Source organism: Sphingomonas sp. 1F27F7B (assembly GCF_005503355.1).
Taxonomy (GTDB): domain Bacteria; phylum Pseudomonadota; class Alphaproteobacteria; order Sphingomonadales; family Sphingomonadaceae; genus Sphingomonas.
The window spans coordinates 117,544-137,342 of the sequence record NZ_SCMK01000001.1 but is presented as its reverse complement, the minus strand read 5'-3'; the positions used below and the strand labels follow the sequence as shown (position 1 = coordinate 137,342).

At 67.9% G+C, this 19,799-nt stretch carries 16 protein-coding genes; 13 read left to right on the top strand and 3 right to left on the bottom strand.

The genetic code is table 11. From position 1 onward, the window contains the following. The first annotated feature begins 20 nt into the window (after positions 1-20). From ilvD to FFS08_RS00630, 4 genes are read left to right on the top strand one after another with little or no spacing between them, the layout of a single operon-like run. Positions 21-1,742: a dihydroxy-acid dehydratase gene (gene ilvD, locus FFS08_RS00645; RefSeq protein ID WP_137861089.1), complete on the top strand. Its 1,722-nt coding sequence runs from the start codon at positions 21-23 to the stop codon at positions 1,740-1,742. Then, positions 1,723-2,190, top strand: coding sequence for a hypothetical protein (locus FFS08_RS00640; RefSeq protein ID WP_249340940.1), 468 nt, complete (start codon positions 1,723-1,725; stop codon positions 2,188-2,190). The genes ilvD and FFS08_RS00640 overlap by 20 nt, the downstream gene beginning before the upstream one ends. Next, positions 2,187-3,581: an NAD(P)H-hydrate dehydratase gene (locus tag FFS08_RS00635; RefSeq protein WP_137861090.1), complete on the top strand. Its 1,395-nt coding sequence runs from the start codon at positions 2,187-2,189 to the stop codon at positions 3,579-3,581. The genes FFS08_RS00640 and FFS08_RS00635 overlap by 4 nt, the downstream gene beginning before the upstream one ends. Further along, complete coding sequence (locus FFS08_RS00630; RefSeq protein ID WP_137861091.1) at positions 3,572-4,762, top strand: class I SAM-dependent RNA methyltransferase; 1,191 nt, start codon at positions 3,572-3,574, stop codon at positions 4,760-4,762. The genes FFS08_RS00635 and FFS08_RS00630 overlap by 10 nt, the downstream gene beginning before the upstream one ends. Here FFS08_RS00630 and truA read toward each other — a convergent pair. Then, a complete protein-coding gene (truA, locus tag FFS08_RS00625) occupies positions 4,759-5,499 on the bottom strand; it encodes a tRNA pseudouridine(38-40) synthase TruA (RefSeq protein WP_137861092.1) in 741 nt (246 codons plus the stop codon). The genes FFS08_RS00630 and truA overlap by 4 nt on opposite strands. Beyond that, complete coding sequence (fmt, locus tag FFS08_RS00620) at positions 5,496-6,425, bottom strand: methionyl-tRNA formyltransferase (RefSeq protein ID WP_137861093.1); 930 nt, start codon at positions 6,423-6,425, stop codon at positions 5,496-5,498. Before fmt ends, truA begins: the two co-directional genes overlap by 4 nt. Positions 6,426-6,553: 128 nt before the next feature. Here fmt and FFS08_RS00615 point away from each other — a divergent pair, with 128 nt between their 5' ends. The 9 genes from FFS08_RS00615 (at position 6,554) to FFS08_RS00575 (ending at position 19,237) form a co-directional block, all read left to right on the top strand. Further along, complete coding sequence (locus FFS08_RS00615; protein ID WP_137861094.1) at positions 6,554-8,623, top strand: alpha/beta hydrolase family protein; 2,070 nt, start codon at positions 6,554-6,556, stop codon at positions 8,621-8,623. Positions 8,624-8,705: 82 nt separating this feature from the next. Further along, on the top strand, positions 8,706-11,384 hold the full coding sequence (locus tag FFS08_RS00610) for a valine--tRNA ligase (RefSeq protein WP_137861095.1): 2,679 nt from the start codon (positions 8,706-8,708) through the stop codon (positions 11,382-11,384). A gap of 164 nt (positions 11,385-11,548) precedes the next feature. After that, entirely contained in the window at positions 11,549-12,589 is a 1,041-nt protein-coding gene (locus tag FFS08_RS00605) for a choice-of-anchor A family protein (RefSeq protein WP_137861096.1), read from the top strand. A gap of 72 nt (positions 12,590-12,661) precedes the next feature. Beyond that, positions 12,662-14,110 (top strand): MATE family efflux transporter, encoded by a 1,449-nt coding sequence (locus FFS08_RS00600; protein WP_137861097.1) that lies wholly within the window; start codon positions 12,662-12,664, stop codon positions 14,108-14,110. Positions 14,111-14,128: 18 nt separating this feature from the next. Further along, positions 14,129-15,115 (top strand): porphobilinogen synthase, encoded by a 987-nt coding sequence (gene hemB, locus FFS08_RS00595; protein WP_137861098.1) that lies wholly within the window; start codon positions 14,129-14,131, stop codon positions 15,113-15,115. Then, entirely contained in the window at positions 15,112-15,648 is a 537-nt protein-coding gene (locus FFS08_RS00590) for a GNAT family N-acetyltransferase (RefSeq protein WP_137861099.1), read from the top strand. The genes hemB and FFS08_RS00590 overlap by 4 nt, the downstream gene beginning before the upstream one ends. Continuing rightward, complete coding sequence (locus FFS08_RS00585) at positions 15,645-16,187, top strand: GNAT family N-acetyltransferase (RefSeq protein WP_137861100.1); 543 nt, start codon at positions 15,645-15,647, stop codon at positions 16,185-16,187. The genes FFS08_RS00590 and FFS08_RS00585 overlap by 4 nt, the downstream gene beginning before the upstream one ends. Then, a complete protein-coding gene (locus FFS08_RS00580; protein WP_137861101.1) occupies positions 16,184-16,714 on the top strand; it encodes a GNAT family N-acetyltransferase in 531 nt (176 codons plus the stop codon). Before FFS08_RS00585 ends, FFS08_RS00580 begins: the two co-directional genes overlap by 4 nt. Before the next feature lie 240 nt (positions 16,715-16,954). Continuing rightward, positions 16,955-19,237 (top strand): spermidine synthase, encoded by a 2,283-nt coding sequence (locus FFS08_RS00575; RefSeq protein ID WP_249340941.1) that lies wholly within the window; start codon positions 16,955-16,957, stop codon positions 19,235-19,237. Here the strand turns inward: FFS08_RS00575 and FFS08_RS00570 are convergent, their stop codons facing one another. After that, positions 19,238-19,735, bottom strand: coding sequence for a hypothetical protein (locus FFS08_RS00570; RefSeq protein ID WP_137861102.1), 498 nt, complete (start codon positions 19,733-19,735; stop codon positions 19,238-19,240). It abuts the gene before it with no gap. Positions 19,736-19,799 lie beyond the last annotated feature (64 nt).

The following is a 19,799-nucleotide window of genomic DNA, read 5'->3' as shown; positions in this document are numbered from 1 at the left end:
GCGACATAGGCTTGCGCATCATGACCAGCCGATTCGATAAATCCAAGCTCCCCAGCCGCTATGTCTCCGTTGGTGTCGAGAGTGCGCCGCATCGCAGCTATTATTATGCCATGGGCCTCACCGAGGAGGAGATTGCCCGGCCGTTCGTCGGCATCGCCTCAGCAGGTAATGACAGCGCGCCGTGCAACACCACGCTCGATCAGCAGGCCGATTGGTGCCGCCGGGGCGTGAACGAGGGCGGCGGCATGCCGCGCCGCTTCAACACCATCACCGTGACCGACGGCATCGCCATGGGGCATCAGGGCATGAAATCCTCGCTGGTCAGCCGCGAGGTCATTGCCGATTCGGTGGAGCTGTCGGTCCGCGGCCATTGCTATGATGCGCTGGTCACCTTCGCCGGCTGCGACAAGTCGCTTCCCGGCATGATGATGGCGATGCTCCGGCTGAACGTGCCGTCGATCTTCGTCTATGGCGGCTCGATCCTGCCGGGCCGGTATCAGGAGCGCGACCTGACCGTCATCGACGTGTTCGAAGTCGTCGGCCGCTATGCCGCCGGCAAATGCCCGCTCTCGGAAGTCACCGCGATCGAGAAGGCCGCTTGCCCAGGGCACGGCGCGTGCGGCGGCCAATATACCGCCAACACCATGGCCTGCGTGGCAGAGGCGATCGGCTTGTCCTTGCCAAACAGTAACATGGCGCCGGCACCTTATAAATCACGTGAGGAAATCGCGGTGGCTGCGGGCCGCCAGGTGATGGAACTGATCGCTCGGAACATCCGCCCGCGCGACATCTGCACGCGCGAAGCCTTCGAGAATGCCGCGCGCATCGTCGCCGCGACCGGCGGCTCGACCAACGGCGCGCTCCACTTGCCGGCGATGGCCAATGAGGTGGGCATCGCGTTCGACCTGTTCGACGTGGCCGAGATCTTCAAGAGCACGCCCTATATCGCCGATCTCAAGCCTGGCGGCCGCTATGTCGCGCGCGACATGCACGATGCGGGCGGCATATACATGCTGATGAAGACGCTCGCGGCCGAGGGTTTCCTGCACCTGGACTGCCTGACGGTGACGGGGAAGACGCTGGGCGAGAACATCGATCAGGTCACCTGGAACCCCGACCAGAAGGTCATCTACGATGCCCGGACGCCGATCACGCCGACCGGCGGCGTGGTCGGGCTGCGCGGCTCGCTGGCCCCGGAAGGGGCGATCGTGAAGGTGGCGGGGATGAAGCGCCTCCAGTTCACCGGCACGGCGCGCGTGTTCGAGCGCGAGGAGGATGCCTTCGCCGCGGTCGAGGCCAATGCGATCGAGGAGGGGACGGTCGTCGTCATCCGCTATGAGGGACCCAAGGGCGGCCCGGGCATGCGGGAGATGCTGTCGACCACCGCGGCGCTCTATGGCCAGGGGCTGGGCGAGAAGGTGGCGCTGATCACCGACGGCCGCTTTTCGGGCGGCACGCGCGGCTTCTGCATCGGGCATGTCGGGCCCGAGGCGGCCGATGGCGGCCCGATCGCGCTGGTCGAGGATGGCGACGAGATCAGCATCGATGCGGAGGCCGGCACGGTCGATCTCAACGTGCCCGGGGATGTCCTCGCCGCGCGGCGTGCCGCCTGGGAGCCGCGGCGGAACGATTACCAGTCCGGCGCGCTCTGGCGCTTCTCGCAGAATGTCGGCCCTGCCTATAAGGGGGCCGTCACGCACCCCGGAGCCAGCGCCGAAACCCATGTATTCGCGGATATCTAGAATTCTCCCTCTCCCCGCCGACGGGGAGAGGGTTGGGGAGAGGGGAAGAGCACGCGGCGGATGGACGCTCGCGGCTCTTCTTTCCCTTACTGCCTGCGGGCCCCAGCTCCGCGACAAGCCTGCCGAGGCGCGCAACGAAATCCAGGCGGAAAAGCGGGAACGGGCCGAGGGCCGCATCGAATGCGCCCTGCCCGGGGTCGAGGCCTTTTCCTATGCCTGCACGATCGATCGCGTCCAGTCGCAGGACGGCCTGTTCCTTACCCTGCGCCATCCCGATGGCGGATTCCGCCGGCTGCTCGTCACTACCGACGGGCGCGGCGTGGTGGCGGCGGACGGCGCCGAAAGGGCCGAAGTGACCGTGCTCGCCCCTGATCGGATCGAAGTCGCGATCGGCGGCGCGCGCTATCGCTTGCCTGCGACGGTGCGCGGGGCCAAACCGGGCAGATGATCCCGCCCGGCGCACCGATCCTCACTGCCGCCCGGATGCGCGCCGCCGAAGAGGTGGCGTTCCGGCGCGAACCCCAGGAACAGGTGATGGAGCGCGCCGGCGCCGCGGTTGCGCGCGAGGTCGCGCGTTTCGCGCGCGGCGCGCCGATCCTCGTCCTCGCCGGCCCCGGCAACAATGGCGGCGACGCCTATGTCGCCGCGCGGTTGCTGAAGGCAGCCGGCCATGACGTCGCGGTCGTCGCCTGTGGCGAGCCCGGCACCGCGGTCGCTCGGGCGATGCATGCGCGTTGGGACGGGGAAGTGGGATCGCTCTACCAGGCCCGCCCGCGCCCCATGCTGGTCGACGGGCTGTTCGGCACCGGCCTCACGCGCCCGCTCGAGCGCGGCATCGCACCTGTCCTCGCCGAGCTTGTGGCCGCCGCCCGCTTCAGCCTGGCGATCGACTTGCCGTCGGGGCTTGCCACCGACAATGGTGCCGATCTCGGCGTCCCGCGCGGGATCGGCGCGACGCTGGCGCTGGGCGCGCTCAAGCCCGCCCATGTGCTGGATGCCGGGCTGGAGCGGTGCGGCCATGTCCTGTTCGCCGATATCGGCATTCCCGTGGAGAGCGACTGGCGCAGCGTCTCGCGCCCTCATCTCGTCGCGCCCGGCGCACGCGCGCACAAATATAGCCGCGGTCTGGTCGTCGTGGTCGAAGGCGACATGCCCGGTGCCGCCCGCCTCGCTGCCCGTGCCGCCATGGCAGGAGGGGCCGGCTACACGGTGCTGGCCGGCGCCGGCGATGGCGGCGGTGGTCCCGACGCATTGGTACGGCAGCGGATCGCGAATGGCGACGATCTGGCCGATTTCCTTACCGAGAACCGCATAGGGGCTGTCGTGATCGGCCCGGGACTTGGCCGTGACCGCCGCGCCGAAGGGCTGCTCAAGGCCGCTCTCAACGCCAATCTCCCACTCGTCCTCGATGGCGACGCACTGACATTGCTGGGGAAGTCGGCCGCCGCCTGGCTCCAGCGCCGCACCGCCGCGACCTGGCTCACTCCGCATTCTGGCGAGTTCGATCGCATGTTCGAACATGAAGGCAGCAAGATCGATCAAACTATTGTAGCTGCATCTGAATCCCATTCTACCGTGATCCACAAGGGCCCCGACACGGTCATTGCCTCGCCCCGTGGCGAGGTGCGTGTGCTGGCTGGGGCCTCGACCTGGCTCTCTACGGCCGGTACCGGCGACGTGCTCGCCGGCGCGCTTGCCGCCCAGGTCGCTGCGGGCAACAAGAACGCGGCGGAAACAGCGGTTTGGCTTCATGCTCGCGCGGCGGCGCTTGCAGGACCGGCGTTCATCGCCGATGCGCTGCCGATGCATCTTCCCCAAGCGATTTCCGAATGCCTCTGAGCGAAGTCCTGAGAGTCGCGGCGCGTGGCGACGGCGTCACCGCCGATGGTCGTCACGTGCCCCTTGCTGCGCCCGGCGACCATATCGATGCCCATGGCACCGTCACGCCGGGCCCGCACCATCGGGAGCCGCCATGCCGTCACTTTCCGGCGTGCGGCGGCTGCCAGCTCCAGCATCTCGACGACATGGCGTGGGGCGGCTTCATCACCGATCGGATTGCCGGCGCGCTCGCCCAGCACAAGCTCGAGACGGAGATTCGCGCGCCGCAGCTGTCGCCGCCGCGTACCCGCCGCCGCGCCACGCTCCATGCCGAGCGCCGCGGCCGCCAGGTCCTTCTGGGCTTCACCGGACAGGGCAGCCACACGCTGATCGATCTGCAGGAATGCCATGTCCTCGCCCCCGAATTGTTCGCGCTGCTCGCTCCCCTTCGAGGGTTGCTCGCCGAGCTGCTGCCGGGGGCGAGGCGAATCAACGTCCATCTCGCTCGGGCCGATCAAGGCGTGGATGTGCTGCTCGACGGGTTCGAGGCGGAAGGCCTGGCCGCCGCCGAACGGATCACGGCCTTTGCCCAGCGCCACCGGCTCGCCCGCTTCTCGATGGATGAGGGGTTGGGGCCCATGGCGCGCTGGGAACCGGATCCGGTGACGATCACGCTCGGCGGGGTGCCGGTGCCGTTCCCGCCGGCCAATTTCCTCCAGGCGACGCCCGAGGGGGAGGCGGCGCTGGTCGCCGCGGTTCGCGAGATGGTCGGCAATGCCGGCACCGTTGCCGATCTGTTCGCCGGGCTCGGCACCTTCACTTTCGCCTTTCCCCAGGCCAAGGTCTATGCGGCGGAGGCGGCGCGCGATGCCATCCTCTCGCTCAAGGCGGCGGCGGGGCAGGCGCGGCGCCTGGTCTTCGCCGATCATCGGGACTTGTTCCGTCGTCCGGTGACCGGCGCCGATCTCGACAAGTTCGAGGCCGTGATCCTTGATCCGCCGCGTGCCGGCGCGCGCGAGCAGGCAAACGAAATCGCCCGGGCCCGAACACCGGTCATCGGATATGTTTCCTGTAATCCCAGTACTTTCGCGCGAGATGCGGAGATCTTGTGCGAGGGTGGCTATACACTCGACTGGATCCAGCCGGTCGGCCAGTTCCGCTGGTCGACTCATGTCGAGCTGGCGGCGCGGTTCAGTCGCTAGAGATAGTCGGCCCGCAGGAAGAACAGGCCGTCCGAAGGCGCGTTCAATCCCAGCGCGCCGCGATCACGTGCCTCGAGGGCCGCGGTCATGTCGTCGGGGCTCCAGCGCCCCTGGCCGACCAGCACCAGGCATCCCACCATCGAGCGCACCTGATGGTGGAGGAAGGAACGGGCCGAGGCGAACACGCTGATCCGTTCGCCGTCCTGCACTATTTCGAGCCGGTCGAGCGTGCGCAGGGGGCTGTCGGCCTGGCAATGGACCGAGCGGAAGGTCGTGAAGTCGTGCCGACCCACCAGCCGCGCCGCGCCCGCTTGCATCGCGCCCGGGTCCAGCGGCGGAATCACGCGCCAGGCAAGCCCCTTTTCCCAGGTGAGCGGCGCGCGCCGTGTCGAGATTCTGTATTCATAATGGCGCGCGACACACGAGAAACGGGCATGCCAATCGTCCGCTACTTCGACGCAATCGAGGATCGCCACCGGATCGGGCCGCAGCCGCGCGTTGAGCGCTTCCATCAGCCGGAACGCGGCCATCGGCTTCTCGACATCGACATGCGCGCGCATGCCCAGCGCATGGACGCCGGCATCGGTACGCCCGGCGGCCTGGACCGAGGCGATCTCGCCGGTGATCGAGAAAGCGGCGCTCTCGATCGCCTGCTGCACGCTCGGGCCATGGTCCTGCCGCTGCCAGCCCATGAAGGGCCGCCCGTCGAACTCCACCGTCAGCGCGAACCGGGTCAAAGCTGCGCTCCCCCGGGAATCTGCAGGCCGCGCAGCAGGTCGAGTGACGTCATGACGCCGCGCCCCGCCCGCTGGACGACATCGGGGCGGATCGCGCCGGTCGTGCAGCCGATCGTCAGCTGTTCGTCCAGGACCAGCCCCGGCGTACTGGAGAAATCGGAGCCGAGATGGCCGTCGGTGAGGATGCTCGCGGCCAGGACCTTGATCCGCTCGCCCTGGAATTCGAAGAAGGCGCCCGGTGCCGGATTGAACGCGCGCACCTGCCGATCGACTTCCACGGCGCTGCGGGCAAAATCGAGCCGAGCTTCGGCCTTGTCGATCTTTCCGGCATAGGTAACGCCCTCTTCGGGTTGCGGCATTGCCGGATGCCCCTCCAGATCGGCCAGCACCGCGACCATCAGCCGCGCGCCCATCATGCTCAGCTCTGCGGTGAGCAGGCCTGCGGTCTTGCCGTCAATCGGCGTGCGTTCCTCCAGCCGTACCGGCCCGGTATCGAGACCGGCTTCCATCTGCATGATACCGACGCCGGTCTCGGCATCGCCGGCGAGGATGGCGCGCTGGATCGGCGCGGCGCCACGCCATCTCGGCAACAGCGAGCCATGGACGTTCAGGCACCCGTGCCTCGGCGCGTCCAGCACCGGCTGCGGCAGGATCAGGCCATAGGCGGCGACCACCGCCACGTCCGCCTCCAGCGCCGCAAAGGCCTCGATCGCGCCGGGTTCCTTGCGGAAGGAGAGCGGTGTGCGCACGTCGATGCCATGTTCCTCGGCCCGTGCGTGCACCGGCGAAGGAGTGAGCGCCTTGCCTCGCCGCCCGCCGGCCCGGGGTGGCTGGCTGTAGGCCGCCACGATGTCGTGCCCGGCTTCGACCAGCGCGTCGAGCACCGGCACCGCAAACTCCGGGGTTCCCATGAAGATGATCCGCATCCCGCGCCTGTAGCCTTACTCGCCGCCCCGGCGAAAGCCGGGATCCCGCGCGGCTCGGCGAGGACGGCGAGATTTTGTGGGGGCGATCCCGATTGTAACGCCTGCAACCTTCCGGCTATCGTTCCCGCATGAAGCACATCCTGCTCGCGAGCGTCGCGCTCGCCTACACCGCTGCGCCCGCGCTGGCGCGTGATCTCACCATCCAGGACGTCGCCACCCTGTCGCGCGTCGGCGCGCCCGTGGTCTCGCCCGACGGCCATTGGCTCGTCTGGCAGCAGCGCGAGACCGATCTCGCCGCCAACCGGGGCCGCTACGACCTGTGGCGCCTCGACCTGACGGTTAAGGGTGCCAAGCCCGAGAAGCTGGTCGCCGAGGCGGACGTCAACGAAACCGGCCCGCAATTCTCCGCCGACGGCAAGACCGTCTGGTTCCAGTCGGACAAGGACGGCGAGGATGCCGTCTGGGGCATCGCGATCACCGGCGGCGCCGCGACTCGGCTCACGCATATCCCGGGTGGTTTCAACGGTTTCAAGGTCTCGCCCGACGGCAGCAAGCTGCTTGTCTGGGCCGATCGCAAGCCCGGCGCGCCCAGCCTCGAACCCGCCATGGTCAAGAAGGACCCGAATGCCGGTTCGGGTCGCACCTATGACCAGCTCTTCGTGCGCCACTGGGATACGTGGAGTAATGGCGAGCGCTCGCAGCTCTTCGTGCTGCCCTTCGGCCCGGACGGCGCGACCGGCAACGGCGTGGCGATCGAGGGCGGCCTGATCGGCGACAGCCCCTCCAAGCCCTTTGGCGGCGGCGAGGAAGTCGCCTGGAGCCCGGACGGCAAGACTGTCTATTTCGCTCTGCGCGAGGCCGGCCGGATCGAAGCCAAGTCGACCAACCTCGACATCTTCGCTGCTCCGGCCGACGGCTCCTCGGCACCGGTGAACCTCACCAAGGCGAACGAAGGGATGGACAATCTTCCCGCTGTCTCGCCAGACGGCAAGTGGCTCGCCTATTTCTCGATGGCGCGCGCCACCTATGAGGCGGATCGCCAGGTGCTCCAGCTGCGCAACCTCGCTACCGGCGAGACCAGGGCGCTGACCCAGGCCTGGGACCGTTCGATCGGCTCGATCGCCTGGTCGCTCGATTCGAAGACGATCTACGTCACTGCCGAGGATACGCAGGAAAACCCGATCTGGTCGGTCGATCCGCGGACCGGCAAGGTGGAGCGGCTTACCCAGCTCGGCAATGTCACGGCGGTGGTGCCCACCAAGGGCGGCATCGTCTATTCGATGAACAGCCTCACCGCGCCTGACGATTTCTACCAGCTCAAGGGCAAGGCCAGCACCCGCCTGACGTCCGTCAACGCCGAGAAGCTCGCGGGCATCGATCTGCCGAAGGTTGAGCGCTTCAGCTTCGCGGGCGCCAACAACGACACGGTCTGGGGCTATGCCGTTCGCCCGGCGAACCTGGCTGAGGGCAAGAAGGCGCCGATCGCCTTCATCGTCCATGGCGGCCCACAGGGTTCGAGCAACAACAGCTGGTCCTATCGCTGGAACCCGGCGGTGTTCGCCGGTGCCGGCTATGCAGTGGTCGCAGTCGATTTCCACGGCTCGACCGGCTATGGTCAGGCCTTCACCGACGCGATCCGCAACAATTGGGGCGGCTGGCCGCTCGAAGACCTGCAAAAGGGCCTCAAGGCCGCGACGGACAAGTTCGCCTATCTCGATGCCGGCAATGCCTGCGCGCTCGGCGCTTCCTATGGCGGCTATATGATGAACTGGATCGAAGGGCAGTGGCCCGATCGGTTCAAGTGCATCGTCCAGCATGACGGCGTGTTCGATGCGCGCGCCATGGCCTATGAGACCGAGGAGCTCTGGTTCGACGAATGGGAGCATGGCGGCAAGGCCTATTTCGAGGACCCTGCGGCGTTCGAGAAGTGGAACCCGGTCAACCATGTCGACAAGTGGAAGACCCCGCAGCTGGTGATCACCAGCGAGAAGGACTTCCGCATTCCCTATACCCAGGGCCTCGCCGCCTTCACGGCGCTCCAGCGCCGCGACATCCCGTCCAAGCTGCTGGTCTTCCCGGACGAGAACCACTGGGTGCTCAAGCCGAAGAACTCGATGCAATGGTATGGCACCGTGCTCGGCTGGCTGGGCCGATATACGGGCAAGCAGCAGGATGCGGGAACCGCCGCGGCGAAGTGATCCACCCGCAATTCGTCGTCCCCGTGCGAGCGGGGATGACGATGGGTTGTGTGTATAGCCTACACATCGCTAAGGGCAGGGCATGTCCGAACTGCCCAAGACCTTCGATCCCGCCGAACTCGAATCCCGCTGGTACCAGCATTGGGAGGCCAATGGCCTGTTCCGCCCCGAGCGAGACGGCGCCGATCCCTGGACGCTGGTCAACCCGCCGCCCAATGTGACGGGCAGCCTCCATATCGGCCATGCGCTCGACAATACGCTGCAGGACATCCTCGTCCGCCATGCGCGGCTGAAGGGCAAGGACGCGCGCTGGGTGGTCGGCACCGATCATGCCGGCATCGCGACCCAGATGGTCGTCGAGCGCCAGATGAACCTCCGCCAGCAGAAGCGCACCGACTTCACGCGCGAGGAATTCGTCGCCAAGGTCTGGGAGTGGAAGGAGGAGAGCGGCGGCGAGATCACCCAGCAGCTCCGCCGGCTCGGCTGCTCGATGGACTGGGCGAACGAGCGCTTCACCATGGACGAGGGCTTCTCGAAAGCCGTCCTCAAGGTGTTCGTCGAGCTGCACAGGCAGGGGCTGCTCTATCGCGACAAGCGTCTGGTGAACTGGGATCCGGGCCTGGGCACCGCGATCAGCGACCTCGAAGTCGAGACCAGGGACGTCAAGGGCAGCTTCTGGCGGCTCAGCTATCCGCTCGCCGACGGCTCGGGCGCGATCGAAGTCGCGACCACGCGCCCCGAGACGATGCTGGCCGACATGGCCGTGGCGGTGCACCCGACCGATGCGCGCTACGCCGCGCTGGTGGGCAAGATGGTCAGGCTGCCGATCACCGGCCGCCTGGTCCCGATCGTCACCGACGAGCATGCCGATCCCGAGCTCGGCTCGGGCGCAGTGAAGATCACGCCGGGTCATGACTTCAACGATTTCGAAGTCGGCCGTCGTGCGGGCATCGAGGCGCGCGACATGCTCAACATGCTCGACGCCAAGGCCCGCATCGCCCAGACCGCCGATGGGCTGATCCCCGAAGCGCTGCTTGGACTCGACCGGTTCGAGGCGCGCAAGCTGGTGGTCGAGCGGTTGAAGGCCGAGGGCCATCTGATCCCGCATGTCGACAAGGAAGGCGTCGAGCATGATGCCGAACCGCGCACGATCGCCACGCCCTTCGGCGACCGCTCGGGCGACGTCATCGAGCCCTGGCTGACCGACCAATGGTATGTCGACGCCGCGACGCTGGCCAGGCCGGCGATCGAGGCGGTGCGCTCCGGCGCCACGAAGATCGTGCCGAAGAGCTGGGAAAAGACCTATTTCAACTGGATGGAGAACATCCAGCCCTGGTGCGTCTCGCGCCAGCTCTGGTGGGGTCACCGGATCCCGGCATGGTTCGCGGAGGACGGCGGCATCTTCGTCGCCGAGAGCGAGGCCGAAGCCCAGGCGCAGGCCGGGGAGGGCGTGAAGCTCACCCAGGACAATGACGTCCTCGACACCTGGTTCTCCTCCGCGCTCTGGCCCTTCGCGACGATGGGCTGGCCGGAGAACCCCGATCCCACGCTGGGCGGGCGCTATCCCAACGACGTGCTGATCTCGGGCTTCGACATCCTGTTCTTCTGGGATGCGCGCATGATGATGCAGGGCTTGCACTTCATGAAAGCAGTGCCCTTCAAGACCTTGTATCTCCACGGTCTCGTCCGCGCAGCCGATGGGCAGAAAATGTCCAAGTCCAAGGGCAATGTCGTCAATCCGCTCGGGCTGATCGACAGCTATGGCGCCGATGCGCTGCGCTTCTTCATGGCGGCGATGGAGAGCCAGGGCCGCGACATCAAGATGGATGAGCGCCGGATCGAAGGCTATCGCAACTTCGCGACCAAGCTGTGGAACGCGGCGCGCTTTGCGCAGTCGAACGGGATCGGTACGTCGACCACCCTCGAGCCGCCCGCGGCCGAGCTGGCGGTCAATCGCTGGATCATCGCCGAGACGGTGGCAACGGTGCAGGCGATCGACCTGGCGCTGGCCGACCTGCGCTTCGACGAGGCGGCGAACAGCATCTACCAGTTCGTCTGGAGCCGGTTCTGCGACTGGTATCTGGAGCTGATCAAGCCGGTGCTGCAGGGCGAGGGTGCGGAAGGCGCCGAGGAGACGCGTGCGGTGGCGGGTTGGGCGCTCGACCAGATCCTGGTCATGCTCCACCCGTTCATGCCCTTCATCACCGAGGAGCTCTGGTCGAAGATGGGCGCGCGCGACCATGAGCTGATCGTCGCGAAATGGCCGATGGCCGATGCCCGCGCGCTCGATCCCTCGGCCGCGCAGGAGATCGACTGGCTGATCCGCCTGGTGAGCGAGATCCGCGCCGCGCGGACCGAGCTGAACGTGCCCCCGGGCGCGCGCCTGCCGATCTTCGTACGCGATGCCTCGGCCGAGACCGGCGCCCGCCTTGGCCGACAGGAGGCCGCGCTCGCCCGTCTTGCGCGCGTCGATCAGGCTTCGGGCGAAGTGCCTGCCGGCGGCTCGCTCCAGATCGTCGTCGACGAAGCGACCTTCGTGGTGCCGCTGGGCGATGTGATCGATCTCGAGGCCGAGAAGACGCGCCTCGCCAAGGCGATCGCGGCGGCCGAGAAGGAGCGCGACGGCCTGGCGGGCCGGCTGAACAACCCGAGCTTCGTCGAGAAGGCCAAGCCCGAGGCCGTGGAAAAGGCGCGCGCCGACCATGCCGAGAAGGCCGCCGAGGCGGAGCGTCTCGGCGCCGCGCTGGCGCGACTGGGCTGATCCCGAAACGCCATTCCCGCGCGTGCGAGGATGGCATTTCCGGCGAAGGCGCGTCCATTCGTCGCAACTCCCGAATCGGGACGCCGTTAACCAAGCTTCTCAATATCTTCAGGGCGCTTCGTGCCCCTAACCAAACTCCGAGTCGTTAATCCCTCGGAGTCGCCATGAACCGCTTCCTGCTTCCCGCCGGCGTCGCCGTGGCGGCGCTGTTGGCCGCCGCGCCCGCTTCGGCCCAGTCCATTGCCGGGCTCGACGCCCTGCGCACCTGGAACCTGGTCGTGCTGGGCGACCTGACCTCCTCGTCGGAAGTCGAGGGGCGGACCTTTGTCGGCGGCAACCTCAACGGCAATTCCTCCAACTATCAGATCGGCAATCCCGCCCCGAGCACGCTCGGCGTGCCCGGCCTCACCGTGGTGGGCGACGTCAACGGTTCAACCAAGAACCTCAACAACGGTTCGGGCGCGGTGATCGGCGGCAACGTCAACAGCGGCTTCAACCTCAACGGTCCGGCGCAGACGGTGAAGGTGGGCGGCACGATCGCCAATACCAACGTCAACCAGAACACGGTGCAGTCGGGCCTGTCGGTCAGCGATCCGGCCTTTTCGGTCAATCTCAAGCAGCAGGGCAGCCTGCTCACCAGCAGCCTGACCGACTTGTCGCGCACGCTGGGCGGGCTCGACGGCAATTCGAACCTCGTGATCGCCGGCAATCGCGGCACCTTCAACGCGGTGCCGAATGCCAGCGGCGTGGCGGTGTTCAACATCAGCGCCGCCGATCTCGACAAGATCGGCGAGATCCAGTTCAACCTGAACGGCGCCGACACCGCGATCGTCAACGTCAGCGGCGCGAACGTGACGCTCAACGACAATTTCCTCGGCGGTACCCAGGGGCTGGGCCAGCATGTCATCTGGAACTTCCCCGATGCGAAGACGCTGAACGTCACCACCGCCTGGGGCGGATCGGTGCTCGCGCCGAACGCGGCGGCGACCACCGGCAACTATATCCAGGGCTCGGCGGTGTTCGGCAGCCTCGTCCAGAACGGCGAGTTCCACCTCGGCACCTATACCGGCACCTATACCCCGCCGGGCACCACCAATCCGGGCGGCGGCGATCCGAGCCCGATCCCGGAAGAGGCGGTCGGCCTGTTCGCGCTGGGCATGGTCGCGCTCTGGGCCATGCGCCGCCGGCGTGTCCGCACGGCTTGACCTGACCGCCGCCCGGTGCTGGTGAGGAGAGGCGGGAGGTCCCTTCCGCCGACTCCAACCAGAGCGAGCGCCATGGCCGGTCCCCCCCAACGCCACGACCTGACCCAGGGCCCGATCAGCCGGACGCTGCTGCTGTTCGCGCTGCCCACGCTCGGCTCGAACATCCTCCAGTCGCTCAACGGTTCGATCAACTCGATCTGGGTCGGCCGCTTCCTGGGGGAGCAGGCGCTGGCGGCCACCGCCAACGCCAACATCATCATGTTCCTGATGTTTTCGGCGGTGTTCGGCTTCGGCATGGCAGCGACCATCCTGATCGGCCAGTCGATGGGCCGGCGCGACGTCGAGGCGGCGCGGCGCGCCTTCGGCTCGGCGATCGGGCTGGTGATGGGCGGCGCCGTGGTGATCGCGATCCTCGGCTGGCTGTTCGCCCCGCAGATCCTCCGCCTGCTTGCCACTCCCGGCGAGGCGCAGGACATGGCGCGCGACTATCTGCGCGTAATCTTCCTCGGCCTGCCGTTCAGCATGCTGGGCGTGCTCATCCAGATGAGCCTGCGGGGCACCGGCGATTCGATCACGCCGCTGTGGTTCATGGTGCTCAGCGTCACGATCGACGCGGGCCTGAACCCGCTGCTGATCGAAGGCATCGGCCCGTTCCCCCGCATGGGCATCGCCGGCTCGGCCACCGCGACGCTGATCGCCGGGTTGGTCTCGTCCTTCGGGCTGCTGGTCTACGTCTATTGGCGCGACCTGCCAGTGCGGCTGCGCGGCCATGAGCTGCATTACCTGATCCCCGAACGGGCGCTGGTCCGCACCATCGTCGCCAAGGGGCTGCCGATGGGCGCGCAGATGCTCGTCATGTCCACCGCCGGCCTCACCATGATCGGGCTGGTCAATCGCCTGGGCGTCGACACCGCCGCGGCCTATGCCGTCTCGCAGCAGCTCTGGACCTATATCCAGATGCCGGCGATGGCGATCGGCGTCGCCGTGTCGAGCATGGCCGCGCAGAATATCGGCGCGGGCCGGTGGGACCGGGTGAACGCCATCACCCGCGCGGGCCTCGTCTACAACACGGCGATCACCCTGGTCGTGATCGTCGCGATCCTGCTGTTCGATCGCCCGGTGATGGCGCTGTTCGTCGGCGGCGACAGCCCGGCGATCCCGATCGCCCGCCACATCCAGCTGCTCGCCAGCTGGACCTTCGTGATGTTCGGGGCGACCATGGTGCTGTTCTCCACCGTGCGGGCCAATGGCGCCACCGTGCCGCCCCTGGTCATCCTGGCGATCACGCTCTTCCCGATCCGCTTCGGCTTCGCGGTGCTCGGCCAGCGCTGGTTCGGCAGCGACGCGCTGTGGCTGGCCTTCCCGATCGGATCGGCCTGCTCGCTGACGCTCGCTGCGCTCTATTATCGCTATGGCCGCTGGCGCAGCGAAGTGCTCGAGGTGCCGCCCGAGCCCGCCACGGTGGAGGAGGAGGCGCTCGCCGCCACCGAGCCCGCGGGACGCTTGCAACCCAATTGCTGAGGGCGCATCAGCGCGGCCATGAGTCAGTATCCCGCGCTCCGCCTCCGCCGCACCCGCGCTTCCGAATGGAGCCGCCGGCTGCACGCGGAAACCCTGCTCACTCCGGCGAACCTGATCTGGCCGCTCTTCGTCACCGAAGGCGAGGCGGAGGAGCCGATCGCGTCGCTGCCCGGCGTCTCGCGCTGGGGGCTCCGCGCGATCGTCGAGCGGGCGAGGGAGGCGCGCGACCTCGGCATTCCGTGCCTGGCACTCTTCCCCAATACCCCCCGGGAACTGCGCACCGATGACGGGCGCGAGGCGCTCAACCCCGACAATCTGATGTGCCGGGCGATCCGCGCCATCAAGGATGCGGTGCCCGAGATCGGCGTGCTCACCGACGTGGCGCTCGATCCCTATACCGCGCACGGCCATGACGGCATCGTCGATGCCCAGGGCTATGTCCTGAACGACGAGACCAGCGCGGTGCTGGTCGACCAGGCGCTGCTCCAGGCCGAGGCGGGCGCCGATATCGTCGCCCCGTCGGACATGATGGACGGCCGCGTGGGCGCGATCCGCGGCGCGCTTGAGGCGAACGGCCATGTCAACGTCCAGATCATGGCCTATGCCGCCAAATATGCCTCGGCTTTCTACGGCCCGTTCCGCGACGCGGTCGGCAGCCGCGGGCTGCTCAAGGGCGACAAGAAGACCTATCAGATGGACCCGGCCAATGCCGAGGAAGCCCTGCGCGAAGTCGCGCTCGACCTGGCCGAGGGCGCGGACAGCGTGATGGTCAAGCCCGGGCTGCCCTATCTCGACATCATCCTGCGCGTGAAGGACGCGTTCCAGGTGCCGGTCTTCGCCTATCAGGTGAGCGGCGAATATGCGATGATCGAAGCCGCCGCGGCTGCCGGGGCGGGCGAGCGCGACGCGCTGGTGCTCGAGACGCTGATGGCCTTTCGCCGTGCCGGCTGCTCGGGCGTGCTCAGCTATCATGCGCCGCTGGCGGCGCGGCTGCTGGCGAAGTGATCGCCACCGAGCGCCTGCTTCTCCGCCCCTGGCGCGAGGCGGACAAGCCCGTCTTCCATGCGCTCGCGAACACGCCGGCGATGATGGAGCATTTCGGCGGCCCCGTACCCCAGGCGCGGCACGACGCGATCATCGACAGGATGATCGACCAGCAGGCGCGCCACGGCCATTGCATGTGGGCGGTCGAGCTGCGCGAGACCGGCGAGATGGCGGGCGTCTGCGGCCTGCGGATCGGCGGTCATCCCGGCACGCCGGTGCCCGAGGAGCTGGAGATCGGCTGGCGCATCGGCGAGAAATTCTGGGGGCGGGGCATTGCGCGCGAGGCGGCGCAGGCAAGCATCGCCTGGGGCTGGGCCAATACCGGGCGACCGCGCATCGCCGCCTGGACAGTGATCGGCAACAGCCGCAGCTGGGGGCTGATGGAGCGCCTCGGCATGCGCCGCCGCGCCGATCTGGATTTCCGCCATCCCGACTATGCGCCCGGCGATCCCTTGGGCGCGATGATCGTCTATGCGATCGACCGCCCGGCATGATCGAGACCGCGCGCCTGCGCCTTCGCCCCTGGGCACCCGCTGATCGTCCGGCGTTCGAGGCCCTGGTCAACACGCCGGCGATGATGGCCCGGCTCGGCGGCCTGAAGGCGCCCGCGGATATCGATGCCATGTTCGCGCGCCGGCTCGATGACCAGGCTCGCCATGGCTTCTGCTATTGGGCAACCCTGCTCCGCGAGACCGGCGAGCTGGTCGGCAGCTGCGGCATCCGCATCGCCAGCAACTATGGCTCCGAGGCGCCCGTCGCCGGAATGCCGGAGATCGGCTGGCGAGTCGCCGAGGCGCATTGGGGCAAGGGCTATGCCCGCGAAGCAGCGGAGGCGAGCATCGCCTGGGGCTGGGCCAATCTCGACGCGCGGGCGATCGGTGCATGGACGACGATCCAGAACCGCGCCAGCTGGGGCCTGATGGTGCGGCTCGGCATGCAGCGCCGTCCGGACCTCGATTTCCGCCTTCATGGCTATTCGCCCGAAGACCCGGTCGGCGCGATGATCGTCTACATGCTGGAGCGTCCCCGATGATCGAGACCGAACGCCTGATCCTGCGCCGCTGGCAGGAGGGCGACCGTCCGGCCTGGCATGCCATGGGCCAGGATCCCCTGGTGATGGAGTTTCTCGGCCCGCCACTGTCTCCGGAGGCGGCGGACGCGGCCATGGCGCGGCAGAATGCCCTGATCGACGCGCACGGCTATTGCTTCTGGGCAGTCGAGCGCAAGGAGGATGGCGCCTTTCTCGGCTTTTGCGGCCTAAAGCCCGGCCCGGAAGGCACGCCCCTGTTCGGCGAGGTCGAGATCGGCTGGCGCGTCGCGCGCGCGCATTGGGGCAAGGGCTATGCACGGGAAGCGGCCCAGGCGAGCCTCGACTGGGCATGGGCCAATCTCGACGTGCCGACGGTCGCGGCGATGACGGTGCCGGGCAACACCCGCAGCTGGGGGCTGATGGAGCGTCTGGGCATGACGCGGGTTCCCGCCGACGACTTCATCCATCCGCAGGCGCCCGATTGGCTGAACCCGCACATCACCTATCGGATCGTACGCCCCGCGGATTGAAGCGCCGGACGGGCCGGCCTTCCGGTGCCGACACGCCCAGGCCCTTTACTAGCGGCATTTCCTCTGCTTGCGTCCGCTGCATGAACGTGTCGCACATCCTGCAACTTGCCTCGTCCGAATGGAGCGGAGACTCCGGACGGGGGAATCGGGGGCTCCGTGCCCTAAACTTCCTGAATTTCCGCTCGTGGTTCATCCATCGGCAAGCCGAGTCGCTGCACAGCGGCGCAGAGACCTGAAGCGATGGAAAATGCAATCGACGACGTGATGCCGCAGGCCGGCACGCGCACCACGCGCTGGCTGTTCGTCGCCGCGATCCTCGCCGGCTCCTTCCTGCTGTTCCTCGTCCAGCCCATGGTCGCGCGCATGGCGCTGCCGCAATTGGGCGGTGCCCCTGCGGTGTGGAACAGCGCGATGCTGGTCTATCAGGCGCTGTTGCTCGGCGGCTATTCCTATGCCCATTGGCTCGGCCGGGTGCCGCCGCGGGCCCAGGCGACGATTCATCTCGCGGTGCTGCTGGTGGCGGCACTTTGGCTGCCGATCGGCGTGATCGCCATGGAACTGCCCGCCGAAGCCGAGCCGGCGCTGTGGGTGCCGTGGCTGCTCGTCGCCTCGATCGGTCCGCTGTTCTTCGCCGTCTCGGCCCAGGCGCCGCTTCTCCAGCGCTGGTACAGCATCGCCAGCCATGGCCGCGATCCCTATGCGCTCTATGCCGCCTCCAACATCGGCAGCTTCGGCGGCCTGATCGCCTATCCGCTGATCGTCGAGCCCAATCTCGCGCTCAAGGGCCAGAGCTGGCTGTGGACCGGCGGCTATGCCCTGGTCCTGCTGCTGGTCGCCGGCTGCGCCTCGCGGCTGCCGCGCCGGGTGGAAGGCGAGCCGCATGTCGTGCATCATACGCCCGCGCCGCCCTGGCGCCGGGTATTCCACTGGATCGCGCTGGCGCTCGTCCCCTCGGGGCTGATGCTGGCGACCACCACCTTCCTCACCACCGACATCGTCGCGGTGCCGATGCTGTGGGTGCTGCCGCTCGGCCTCTATCTGCTCAGCTTCTCGGTGGCGTTTCGCGACAATGCAGTGCTGCCGGAGATCCTGACCAAGTTCGCGCCGGTGATCATCCTGATGTTCGGCGCGACGTTGATCGCCGGCCATCAGCAGCTTGCCTATCTCAACGCGATCATCGGGCTGCTGCTGCTCTTCACCGTCTCGGTGACGCTGCACGCGCGCATGTATGCCCTGCGGCCGGCGCCGGACCGGCTCACCGGCTTCTACCTCGCCATGTCGGTGGGCGGCGTGCTGGGCGGCGTGTTCGCCGGCCTGATCGCGCCGATCCTGTTCGACTGGACCTATGAATATCCGCTGCTGGTCCTGGCGGCGGGGGCGCTCTGCCCGCAGATGTTCCTGCTCTCGGCGATCGGGGATTTCTGGCGCCACGGGACGCGGGGCAAGACGATCACGCTGGTCGCGCTCGTCGTGCTGCTGGTCTGGCTCGGTGCGGTGAATCCCGGCAACCTTCTCGGCATCATGCACGAGCAGATCGCCTTCGTGCTGGTCGCGCTGCTCGGCCTGTTCGCGGTGGGGCGCCGTCCGGCCTATCTGGCCGCACTGGCGGGCGGGCTGATCCTGTTCGGCGGCTATCGCTCGATCCAGCTCTCGCTCACCGATGCCCGCACGCGCAGCTATTTCGGCGTCTATACGGTCACCGACTATGACAATGAACGCCAGCTCGCGCACGGCACGACGCTTCATGGCATCCAGCTGAAGGGAGCGCTCTCGACCCGGCCGACGACCTATTATGTGCCCGGATCGGGCGTGGGACAGGCGATGCAGGCGCTGCCCGATCTCTACGGTCCCGCGGCCCGGGTCGGCGTGGTCGGCCTCGGCACCGGCACACTCGCCTGCTATGCCAGGCCCGGGCAGAGCTGGCGCTTCTTCGAGATCGATCCGGCGATCGTCCATCTTGCCCGCGATTCGGGCAAATTCACCTTCCTCAAGCAATGCGCGCCGCAGACGCGCATCTCGATCGGCGATGCGCGCGTCCGCCTCACCGAGACGCAGAGCGCCAGCCTCGACCTGCTCGCGCTCGACGCCTTCTCGTCGGATACGGTGCCGATGCACCTGCTGACTCGCCAGGCCTTCGTCACCTATGGCCGGGTACTGGCGCCGAACGGGTTGCTGCTCGTCCACATCTCCAACCGGTTCATGGCGCTGGCCCCCGTAGTGTCGGCTGCGGCGCGCGACGGCGGCTGGAAAGCGGTGCGGTTGTCCTATGAGCCGGAACCGCATTTCGTCGCTTCGCCGCAGCCTGGCGGCGGCACCAAGGTGCAGCAGGTCGAGCCCGAGGCCGAATCGGCTTCCGAATGGATCGCGCTCAGCCATGACCAGGCGGTGCTCGATCGGCTGGTGGCGCGGGGCGGGGGCTGGCGCCGGCTCCAGTCCTGGCCGGGGTTCGAGCCCTGGACCGACGATTATGCTTCGGTGGTGCCGGTGCTCCGGGTGCTGCACCCGGAGCTGGCGGGCAACTGACTAGCCGCGGGTGCCGCCCAGCGCGGCCTCGAGCGAATCGATTCGCGCCTGTTGGGTGGATGCGGCCCGATCGGCGTCGGCGATGGCGGCGTCGAGCGCGGGATAGGGGGCCAGGCCGTCCACGCCGCGCTGAGTCGCCATTTCCTCGAGATCGGACAATGCGGATACCGCCGGGCGGCGCAGCTCGGCGAGCTCGCCCATCGCCACCTGCGCCTGCAGCCAGGCTTCGGAGCCCTGGGGCAAGCCGCGCGACACGGCGATCTTGGCCTCCGTTTCCTGCGCGCCCGCCGCGAAGGCCTTGGCCCCCGCGTCGAGCCCCGCGCGAATCTCGGCGATTCGCTTGTCGAGCGCGGCATCGGGCGTCGCGACCGGCATGGGCCGCTCGGGCTCGGCCAGGCTGGTCGATTCGACCGGACGGGGCAGCAGCGAGGGGTAGCGGCCCGTCGTCTGGGTGCAGCCGGCGAGGCCGGTGAGGCTGAGCAGCAGAATAAATCGCATGTCTGCGCCTTATGCTTGTGGAAAACTGCACGCAACGGCTTGCGCGATCCGAAAACCGCTTCTA